At 51.2% G+C, this 9,038-nt stretch carries 10 protein-coding genes; all 10 read right to left on the bottom strand.

What is annotated here, in order from left to right; all coding sequences use genetic code 11:
• Positions 1-265: 265 nt before the first annotated feature.
• The 10 genes from hypF to PPL9_RS02590 are packed head-to-tail and all read right to left on the bottom strand — an operon-like array spanning position 266 to position 9,032.
• Complete coding sequence (gene hypF, locus PPL9_RS02635) at positions 266-2,647, bottom strand: carbamoyltransferase HypF (RefSeq protein ID WP_057461195.1); 2,382 nt, start codon at positions 2,645-2,647, stop codon at positions 266-268.
• 34 nt (positions 2,648-2,681) lie between these two features.
• Positions 2,682-3,410 carry a hypothetical protein gene (locus tag PPL9_RS02630; RefSeq protein WP_057461194.1) on the bottom strand — a complete coding sequence of 243 codons (729 nt, stop codon included), beginning with the start codon at positions 3,408-3,410 and terminating at the stop codon, positions 2,682-2,684.
• Positions 3,411-3,439: 29 nt separating this feature from the next.
• Positions 3,440-4,489 (bottom strand): hydrogenase expression/formation protein HypE, encoded by a 1,050-nt coding sequence (gene hypE / locus PPL9_RS02625; protein WP_057461193.1) that lies wholly within the window; start codon positions 4,487-4,489, stop codon positions 3,440-3,442.
• 19 nt (positions 4,490-4,508) lie between these two features.
• Entirely contained in the window at positions 4,509-5,660 is a 1,152-nt protein-coding gene (gene hypD / locus PPL9_RS02620) for a hydrogenase formation protein HypD (protein WP_057461192.1), read from the bottom strand.
• Positions 5,647-5,928 (bottom strand): HypC/HybG/HupF family hydrogenase formation chaperone, encoded by a 282-nt coding sequence (locus tag PPL9_RS02615; RefSeq protein ID WP_057461191.1) that lies wholly within the window; start codon positions 5,926-5,928, stop codon positions 5,647-5,649. Before PPL9_RS02615 ends, hypD begins: the two co-directional genes overlap by 14 nt.
• A gap of 30 nt (positions 5,929-5,958) precedes the next feature.
• Positions 5,959-7,047, bottom strand: a complete 1,089-nt coding sequence (locus PPL9_RS02610) for a nickel-dependent hydrogenase large subunit (RefSeq protein WP_057461190.1) — start codon at positions 7,045-7,047, stop codon at positions 5,959-5,961.
• Positions 7,047-7,616: an NADH-quinone oxidoreductase subunit C gene (locus PPL9_RS02605; RefSeq protein WP_057461189.1), complete on the bottom strand. Its 570-nt coding sequence runs from the start codon at positions 7,614-7,616 to the stop codon at positions 7,047-7,049. The genes PPL9_RS02610 and PPL9_RS02605 overlap by 1 nt, the downstream gene beginning before the upstream one ends.
• Positions 7,613-8,095, bottom strand: a complete 483-nt coding sequence (locus tag PPL9_RS02600) for a hypothetical protein (protein WP_057461188.1) — start codon at positions 8,093-8,095, stop codon at positions 7,613-7,615. The genes PPL9_RS02605 and PPL9_RS02600 overlap by 4 nt, the downstream gene beginning before the upstream one ends.
• Positions 8,092-8,601: a 4Fe-4S dicluster domain-containing protein gene (locus PPL9_RS02595; protein ID WP_057461187.1), complete on the bottom strand. Its 510-nt coding sequence runs from the start codon at positions 8,599-8,601 to the stop codon at positions 8,092-8,094. Before PPL9_RS02595 ends, PPL9_RS02600 begins: the two co-directional genes overlap by 4 nt.
• Entirely contained in the window at positions 8,601-9,032 is a 432-nt protein-coding gene (locus PPL9_RS02590) for an NADH-quinone oxidoreductase subunit B (RefSeq protein WP_057461186.1), read from the bottom strand. The genes PPL9_RS02595 and PPL9_RS02590 overlap by 1 nt, the downstream gene beginning before the upstream one ends.
• Positions 9,033-9,038: the final 6 nt, after the last annotated feature.

The following is a 9,038-nucleotide window of genomic DNA, read 5'->3' as shown; positions in this document are numbered from 1 at the left end:
ATCCAGAACAGGGAGGACTAATCCAGGAAAAATCAAAGCGCGGGCAGTACTTAAGAAAATCAATGTGGGACCCCGCGTACCTTTATGTCGACGGACCCCATCTCCTGCAACAATCAAAGTCAATATACTCGATTGTCCGGAAACCGGAGGGAACTCCAGTTCGAGCATGCGCAAATGTGGCAGACACTTTACACTTCGGCAACCAGATCAGACTGCGTTATCGCAACTGCCCCACACTTTTGGGTGTTCTCCAGTAATGGCGGGATTACCGTCCAACAGATGCTATCTGTTGTTTTCGCGCAGCTGCGATTAGGGCCTGTCCTAAGCTTATGCCTCCGTCGCCAATAGGGTACAAGCATGGCAAGAGGACATTGATACCGCTTTCTCCGATGCGTTGACGGAGTGCGTTGGTTAAAAGCCGATTCTGGCAAACACCCCCGCTCAGTAAAATATGGTCGCATTGATGTTTTTTGGCTAATGCTATCGCCATCTCACCGGTCGCGTGAGCCAATGTGCTGTGAAATCTGGCGGCGATGTAGCCAACAGGCTGTTTGTCCGCGAGGTCTTGCAACAAAGCAAACCACATGGGTCGAAAGCTCAAAACAGCAGGGACACCCACTTGAACTCGAGTTGGGTAAGTAGAAACACTCAGTAAATCAGCCCCACTCAGGTAACGCTCTGCGCAAGCCTGCAATCGCGTTGCAGCTTCCCCTTCATAGGAAATACTGGCTCTGCAAATATCTAAAGCGCCAGCTACGGCATCAAACAACCTGCCAGCGGAGGAGCTCAGCGGCGTATTGAGGCTCTTTTCCAACATGGTTTCCAAAACGGAGAGTGGTTTTCTTTGCAGCCAGCTCGCCAGTTCAAGTCCACTGAAATCCCATTCGAACGCTTCCCAGCCCATTGCCTGCTGAATGTGGGAATAGGTGTTACGCCAGGGTTCTTGATTTGCCTTATCTCCTCCAAGTAGGCCGACCTCTTCAAAATACCCGAGACGTTTATAGGTGGTATAATTTGCGAGCAGGAGTTCCCCACCCCAAAGATAACCATCATCTCCAAGGCCGAGCCCGTCCAACACCACTGCCAAAACTGGTTTTGTATCAATAGGCAAGCCAAACTCTGCTAAACCAGCAGCCACATGTGCGTGGTGGTGTTGTACTTGCACCAGCTCCACGTTCAACTTCTGGGCGAGACCTATCCCTTTCTTGGTGGACGCGTAGTCTGGATGCAGGTCAACGGCGATACCGTCAGGTTGGAACTGACGCATTTCGCCGTAAAGCGCCATCGCTTTGCTGTAATCATCATGCGCACTCACTCGATCAAGATCACCGATGTGGTGTGAAACAACAGCTTGGCCATTACTCAGCTGACAAAACGTATTTTTTAGCGCAGCCCCCATGCCCAAGATCGGCGCACAAGAGTCAAATCCACAGGGTAGCAACAGCGGGCTGGGAGCAAACCCACGGGCACGGCGTATAACTGTGACTGCGTCTCCAATCACTTGTACCACTGAGTCATCTACGCGATTAACAATGGTTCGGTTATGTAAAAGAAAGGCATCAGCAACACCGCTAAGGTCCTTCAGTGCCTGTTCGTTGTCAATAACTTGCGGTTCTCCAGATAAGTTGCCGGAGGTCATTACTAGCGGCCTGTCACACAGTTTAAGCAAAAGGTGGTGGAGCGGAGTATAAGGCAGCATTACACCGATACGAGCAATCCCCGGAGCAATCTGATCCGCAAGCTTTGCTATCGAAGGTTGCTGATCCTGCCCTGATTGATCCGCCAAAACAATTGGAGCTGCTGTCCCTGTAAGCGCCCTTTCTTCCAGAGATGAAAGGCTCACATATTGGCGAGCCATTTCAACGCATTTTACCATCACTGCCAGCGGCTTGCTTGGACGGTGTTTGCGGGCCCGCAAAAGTGCCACAGCCAATTCATTGGTCGCATCACAAGCAAAGTGGAAACCGCCCAACCCTTTTATGGCGAGGATTTTCCCCTCTATGAGAAGCTTCGCTGTTGCCGCAAGAATTCCAGAATCGTCTTGAGCGCTATTTGCAGCAGCGTTCTGATGCACCAATGACAGGCGTGGGCCACACTGGGGGCATGCATTGGGTTGTGCATGAAACCTTCGGTCTGTTGGGTCGTCATATTCGTTCTGGCAGGCTGAACACATGTTGAATTCCGCCATGGATGTGTTCTTGCGATCATAAGGCAAATGCCGTGTAATGGTGAGGCGCGGCCCACAGTGCGTACAGTTGGCAAAGGAATAACCAGAACGGCGGTTATTCTGATCCAATATATCCTCCAAGCAGTGAGGGCACGTCGCTGCGTCAGGAACAATCGCTGTACTGATTTTTCCTTGCTTGCTTGGTATAATTCGGAAATCTACATACGAACAAGCTACTTTCAGCTCGTCACGTTCAATGGCGTCAATACGAGATAAAGGGGGCCGCTCAGCCCCCAAACGAACAATAAACTTGTCAATGTTGGAGGACGTTCCAGACAAATGGATAAGCACGCCATCGCCATCGTTGAGGACAGTTCCAACCAATCCAAGCTGGGTTGCGATTTGCCACACGGTGGGACGAAATCCGACGCCCTGCACCAATCCGCGTACGCGAATACGTCTTCCAACACTCTGTTTCATTTCTTTACCTCCTGGGAAGCACGCCCTTGGAGGGTTAAAGCGCCGTAGTCAAACTTCCAAGAATGGGAGTTCCGGTTTCAATTAGAACTTGAACGCCAATGACTATAGCAAGGCAACCGGTCGCAGCTTGAAGCCCGCCCAGTAGTTTCGTCGCAAATCGCGTACCCAACTGGATTGGCCAAGAAATTACAAAAGTAAGGAAAGCCATGCCGCATACAGAGCCAAAGCCAAACAAAAGAACATACAGCAGTGCCAGCACCGGATCTTGCGTTGCAGCTGTCACAATAACCAGTAGCCCTGCAGATCCAGCAACTCCATGAACCAGACCAACCGCGTAGGCTTTCAGCGAAAAACCTGAGACATGTTCGTGATCATGGGTATCTTTATGGTGTAACTTCAGCGTTTCATGGCGGTGTGCATGAAAATGTGGGCGACTGTTTCCATGGCTATGCCTATGAAAATGGATGCCAGATATCTTCAGTTTCCAAAGCGCGTGAAGGCCAAGTGCTACGAGCATACAACCAACAAAAAATTCCAGAGTGCTTGCCATCAATTCGCTGAGCACAAAGCCAAACAGGATTACAAAAACAGCAAGAACAAATAGGGTTGTTGTGTGCCCTAACCCCCAGGCCGCCCCTAACGTCGCCATTCGGCGCGGCGAGTTTTTGCCGGATGTGACCAAAGTACCAACAGCGGCTAAATGGTCGGCCTCAAAAGCATGGGTCATACCAATCAGAAAACCCAGCGTCAAATATGAATTCATAGTGTTTTAAACCTTTTTATTGTTGCCCACTAGCAAATGCGGGGTAATTGGTCACCTGAGAGCCACTCAACAATGCGAGTGCCCCCAAAATCAGTTTGTGTAGTCACGAGATGCTGTTCATCAACAACAGCTGCCCCAATAATGGCTGCATCAGTTCCCAATGGATGAGCTTGCATGACGGCGAGTAAATCATGTGCCTGATCAGGCTTACAGAACGCGACCAGCTTACCCTCATTGGCAACGTTCAACGGATCCAGCCCAAGTAACTCGCAAGCTGCCTTCACTTGTTCTTTCACTGGAATAGCGCTGTCCTTCAAACACATTCCGACAGAGGATTGATGGGCAATTTCATTCAGAGCCGCAGCTAGTCCGCCTCGTGTTGGGTCACGCAGGCAGTGGATTTGGGGGCAGTGATTAATCATGATTTCAACCAGGCCATGCAGAGCTGCGCTATCAGATTGAATTGTGGTCTCAAACTGCAGGTTCTCTCGACTCGACATGATAGTGACCCCATGGTCTCCAAGAGAGCCGCTGATCAGGATAACATCGCCCGGCTCAACCTTGTTTCCTGATAGGCAAACTCCATCGGGAACCAAACCAACTCCAGTTGTCGTGATAAAGATACCGTCACCCTTCCCCTTCTCAACCACTTTGGTATCACCGGTTACGATGCTCACCCCTGCGTCCCGTGCAGCCGCAGCCATGGATTGCACGATGCGATCCAACTGTTCGAGCGGAAACCCCTCCTCCAAAATAACAGCAACGGAAAGATAGAGTGGGTTTGCGCCTGACATGGCTACGTCGTTGATGGTGCCATGGACGGAAAGTGAACCAATATCTCCACCGGGGAAGAACAAGGGCGAGATAACATGGCCGTCAACCGACATAACCATGCGCCCGGCGGGTACGCTAAAGAGGGCTTGATCGTTACCCTGTCGCAGCCATTCGTTGTCCAGATGACGCATGAAAATTTCGTCAATGAGTTGCGCACTTGCCCGGCCTCCTGCACCGTGTGTCATGTCCACTCGCCCATTACGAATATCTAGCGAGAACGGAAAGCGTTTATTCTTATCGGTCATCTTATGGATCTCACTAAACTCAATGTTGGGAGGTGTTCGCGTGGGAATGTTCATGGCGAACACGGCCATAGGACCAATAGGCAGCACATGCTCCCTCAGAAGACACCATGCACGCTCCCCTGGGGGTGTCCGGGCTGCAAACCGTGCCAAATAACTTACAATCTGTTGGCTTTTTCTCGCCCCGCAAGATGGCTGGACAGGCACATCCTTTCACATCGTTGATCGCTTGTTCAGACAAAGCAAATCGATGCTCCGCATCAAAGGAATGGTAGGTTTGCTTTAATTGCAAACTGCTGTCCGGCACCTTTCCCAAACCACGCCATTCAAAAGACCCACGCTTTTCAAAAACACGTTCAACAATCTTTTGCGCCTTGAGGTTCCCTTCCTGCGAAACGACGCGGGTGTATTGGTTTTCAACCCTTGCTGTTCCCCGGTTCACCTGCCGCACCAACATCAAAGTTGATTGCAGAACGTCCAGCGGTTCAAATCCAGCAACAACAACAGGTTTATTGAACGCCTGCGCCAGTGGCGTGTAAGGCCCAGCCCCAATCACAGCACTCACATGGGAGGGGCCCAAAAATCCATCTACCCGGCTGGCATTCGCTTCACCAAGCCCTGCTGACTCGAGGATAAAGCGTATAACTGCGGGTGTGAGTAGGTGATTGCTTAAAATTGAGAAATTCGTCAGGCCTTCAGCTACAGCTTGCAGGATGGCAACTGCACTTGGCGGTGTCGTCGTTTCAAAGCCAATGGCAAGAAACACGACTTCACGCTCCGGGTTTTCACGGGCCAAGCGCAAGGCATCAGTGATGGAATACACCATGCGCACATCTGCACCCTTTGCTCTAGCTGTGATCAGGCTTGTGCCTCTTTTTGCAGGCACACGCATCACATCGCCATAAGTACATAAGATCACCCCTTCCGCTTCTGCCAGTTCAATTGCCATTTGAATGCGCGAAGCAGGAAGAACACACACAGGGCAACCCGGTCCGTGCAAAAAGGTTATGCTCTCTGGTACCAGATCCATCAGGCCGTAGCGAAAGATTGCGTGGGTATGACCACCGCAAAATTCCATCAGGCCATAACGACGGCTAGGCTCAACAGCTGCCGCTATTTCTGCGGAGAGATAGAGAGCTTTTTCGCGATTTCGAAAATCATCAAGAAAGCGCATTATTGCCTCCCTGAGATCCGTCCTCAGCAGCTTCAGTGGTATCCTTCTCCAACATGCCAGCATCTTCCATTATGGCAAGTGTTTTCGCCGCTTCTTCAGGGCTGATCTTGCTCAAAGCAAACCCGACATGCAGCAACACATAATCCCCAACAGCTACTGTATCGAGGAGCGCCAGAGAGACGCTCTTTCGAACGCCTCCCAAGGACACGATACCTGTGCTTGCCTTTTCACTGATCTCTATAATTTCAGCTGGAACAGCCAGACACATCAGTTCGGTCCTCTTGTTAACGCATACATTTTAGCGCTCGGTGCAGGCGATGCATGGGTCGATGGAACCGATAATAATCGCCGCATCAGCCACATCCGCCTGACGAAGCATTACACGTAGAGCTTCCCAGTTTGGATAGGACGGCACACGCCATTTCACGCGTGCAGGACCATCACTTCCGTCCGTGCGCAGGTAGTAGATCAGCTCTCCGCGAGGGGCCTCACTGCGGGCTACACTTTCACCAACCGGAACATGAGGCATATACCCAATGCCGAGATCCCCTTTTGGCAGACGATCAACACACTGTCGGACTAGGCTGATCGCGGTTAATACTTCACGGGCGCGCACGACTGCACGAGAATACACATCCCCATCCGGCAAAAGGTGTTGTTCCATTTCAAGCTCAGGAAAAGCGTAGTACGGTGCTGTCACTCGCACATCATTTCCCACCCCTGCGGCACGGGCTACTGGGCCGACCACACCGTATCGTCTTGCGTGGTCATGATCGAGAATACCAACGCCTTTGGTCCGTCTGGCTATCGAACTGTGCGTCTCAATGAAATTGAAGCCTTCACGCAGCTGTGGCTCAAGTTCATCCAAGCGAGTTTTCAGATAAGTGATTTTGTCATGATCAAGATCAACACGAACACCGCCAATGACATTGACGCCCAAGTTCATGCGGTTGCCCCAGAGAACCTCCTTAATGTCCTGCACAATTTCGCGCAGTTCCATCAGGTGCATAAACAAAGTGTCAAAGCCCACCAGATGGGCCAGAAGAGAAACATTGAAGGTGTTAGACGCTATGCGCTTCACTTCCTCGGCAATCACGCGGATGTAGCGCGCCCGAGGTGGAATTTCGATCCCGGCGATGTTCTCAACAGCCATACAGTAAGTGGCCGGGTGAGAATTGGAGCATAAAGAACACAAACGCTCTGTCAGAATAATGCACTGAAAGAAGTTTCGATTCAGTGCGATCTGTTCAATCCCCCTGTGCAGGTGACCAGCAAAGATATCTACGTCCTGAATTGTATCGCCTCGAACATCGAGCTTAAAATACATCGGTTCTTCAAGAGCGACATGCAGTGGTCCGACTGGGACTTCGAAGGTTTCGGTGGTCATTACATCGTTTCCTTGTTGCCTGTCTCAGTCGTTTGCTCAGCCGCATCTTTGGCGCGGCTTTCTTCGCGAATTCGGTTCCAAACTCCATCAGCGTTAGCAAGGTTGGTAAGTTCTGAGAACGGGACGTAGCGATCAAACACTCCAGCATCTACGCTCTCATCCAAAAAGAGACGACGCGGATCGGGGTGCCCGGTCACCACCACATCAGACAGCTCCATCAACTCCCGTTCCTCCCAATCTGCATTGGGAAACAAACTAGTGACGGATGGCAAGGTCTCTCCCGCTTCCACAATGACCCTCACGGTCAAAGGCAACCCTTCCAACATGAAGTGATAGGCAAATTCGTGGCGCTCAGGTGCGCCCTTCGGGTCCGGACGGTACACAGTCACCGTCGCAAGACGGCAACCTACTTCATACATCTTGGTCGCAAATTCAAAAAATTGACTGGGCTGCGCAAATTGCATCCATGTAGACGCCAAACCAGCTGGGCTCACATCCACACGCACGCCTTCCTCAGGCATAGCATAAGGCTCACAGAGCGGTTTGATGGTCTCGATCAGATGTTTCATATCAGCACTCCCGCGACTTGCCGGGCAACGTGTGCACGGCAACAGTTATTGCAAAGCGGAGCATCTTTTTGCGTAATGTGCTCCTGCCCGATGATAGATAATGAGGTGACACCTTCCTGAGGCATCGCCAGCGTCTCACCACAGTTCACACATGCCTCATAGTTTGTGACAATTGTGTTTGCGATGGCGCTTTCTTCCACGATGACCTTCACGGTCAGAGGCAGCTCTTCCAGCATGAAATTGTAGGTAATTTCGCGCCGATCCTTCGCTGTTTCCTGATCAGGGCTATCCACTGTCGCCGTTGCAAGGCGACATCCGACTTCCTGCATCCTGGTCGCAAACTCCAAAAACTGAGTTGAGTCCACCAACTGCATCCACATCGATACTGAACCGGTTGGATTGACGTCCACACGCAACCCTTCTGCTGGCGTAGCATATAGCCCACAGAGCGGCCTGATGGTTTCGATCAGGCGGTTCATATCCGCACTCCCGCGATCTGTCGGGCTTTCTGCACACGGCGGCATTTATTGCATCGCGGCGCATCTTTTTGGTTCAAACGTTCATGCCCGATGATGGAGGATGAGATCACACCTCCATGCGGTACCATCAGTGCCTCACCACAATCCACACACACCTGATATTGGGCGACAATGGTGTCCGCGATGGCGAATTTCTGGTCGTTTCGGTGGCTTAAATCCCACTCATTGGTCACAGTCATGGCATCTGTTGGACAGTAGTAAGCGCACAGACCACAGAACGTACATTTTGAATGCCAGATAGTCAGAGCAATGCCGTCCTTCTCTTCAACGAGGTCGATGGCATTGGAAACGCAAACTCTGGCACAGGTGGAACACCCAACGCACTTTTCTGCTGTTACAACCACCTTACCGCGGTAGGAATCTGGCGTTTGTGGGGGGGCAAAGGGAAAGGCCTCTGTTCTTGAAGGCTTCAGCAAGTTGGAAATAATTTTTCTTAGGAAGCCCATCAGATCCTCTCCTTCCAAAGCTCAATGGCATCAGCCAGTCCAGAAACAATGGCTTGAGGCCGCGGTGGGCAGCCCAGGATATTGATGTCGATAGGGATGTGTTTATCAACTGGCCCGACCACATGATAACTGTCTGCAAAAACACAGCCTGTCACCGGGCAAATGCCTACAGCAACAGTCACTTTTGGTTCCGGCACTTCCTCATAAAGGCGCATAACTTTATCATAAAGCGGTCTGGTCATCAGTCCGGTGATAAGCACAATATCGGCATGTTTGGGCGTGCCGCAGTATTTGCAACCTAAACGCTCAACGTCATAACGTGGAATCAATGCGGTGGTCGCAAGCTCAACATCACACCCGTTACAAGACCCGGCGTTGATCCTGTAAAGCCAAGGAGAACGTGCAGCAGAGGGGAGTAAATTCTTCAACATTGTTTT

The organism is Pseudovibrio sp. POLY-S9 (assembly GCF_001431305.1).
GTDB lineage: Bacteria > Pseudomonadota > Alphaproteobacteria > Rhizobiales > Stappiaceae > Pseudovibrio.
The sequence above is the reverse complement of the archived record's forward strand: the minus strand, read 5'-3'. Positions and strand labels throughout refer to the sequence as shown.

What these genes read in the sequence shown, in the direction of transcription:
- hypF (WP_057461195.1), bottom strand. Translation starts at nt 2,647, where the DNA reads ATGAAACAGAGTGTTGGAAGACGTATTCGCGTACGCGGATTGGTGCAG.
- PPL9_RS02630 (WP_057461194.1), bottom strand. Translation starts at nt 3,410, where the DNA reads ATGAATTCATATTTGACGCTGGGTTTTCTGATTGGTATGACCCATGCT.
- hypE (WP_057461193.1), bottom strand. Translation starts at nt 4,489, where the DNA reads ATGACCGATAAGAATAAACGCTTTCCGTTCTCGCTAGATATTCGTAAT.
- hypD (WP_057461192.1), bottom strand. Translation starts at nt 5,660, where the DNA reads ATGCGCTTTCTTGATGATTTTCGAAATCGCGAAAAAGCTCTCTATCTC.
- PPL9_RS02615 (WP_057461191.1), bottom strand. Translation starts at nt 5,928, where the DNA reads ATGTGTCTGGCTGTTCCAGCTGAAATTATAGAGATCAGTGAAAAGGCA.
- PPL9_RS02610 (WP_057461190.1), bottom strand. Translation starts at nt 7,047, where the DNA reads ATGACCACCGAAACCTTCGAAGTCCCAGTCGGACCACTGCATGTCGCT.
- PPL9_RS02605 (WP_057461189.1), bottom strand. Translation starts at nt 7,616, where the DNA reads ATGAAACATCTGATCGAGACCATCAAACCGCTCTGTGAGCCTTATGCT.
- PPL9_RS02600 (WP_057461188.1), bottom strand. Translation starts at nt 8,095, where the DNA reads ATGAACCGCCTGATCGAAACCATCAGGCCGCTCTGTGGGCTATATGCT.
- PPL9_RS02595 (WP_057461187.1), bottom strand. Translation starts at nt 8,601, where the DNA reads ATGGGCTTCCTAAGAAAAATTATTTCCAACTTGCTGAAGCCTTCAAGA.
- PPL9_RS02590 (WP_057461186.1), bottom strand. Translation starts at nt 9,032, where the DNA reads ATGTTGAAGAATTTACTCCCCTCTGCTGCACGTTCTCCTTGGCTTTAC.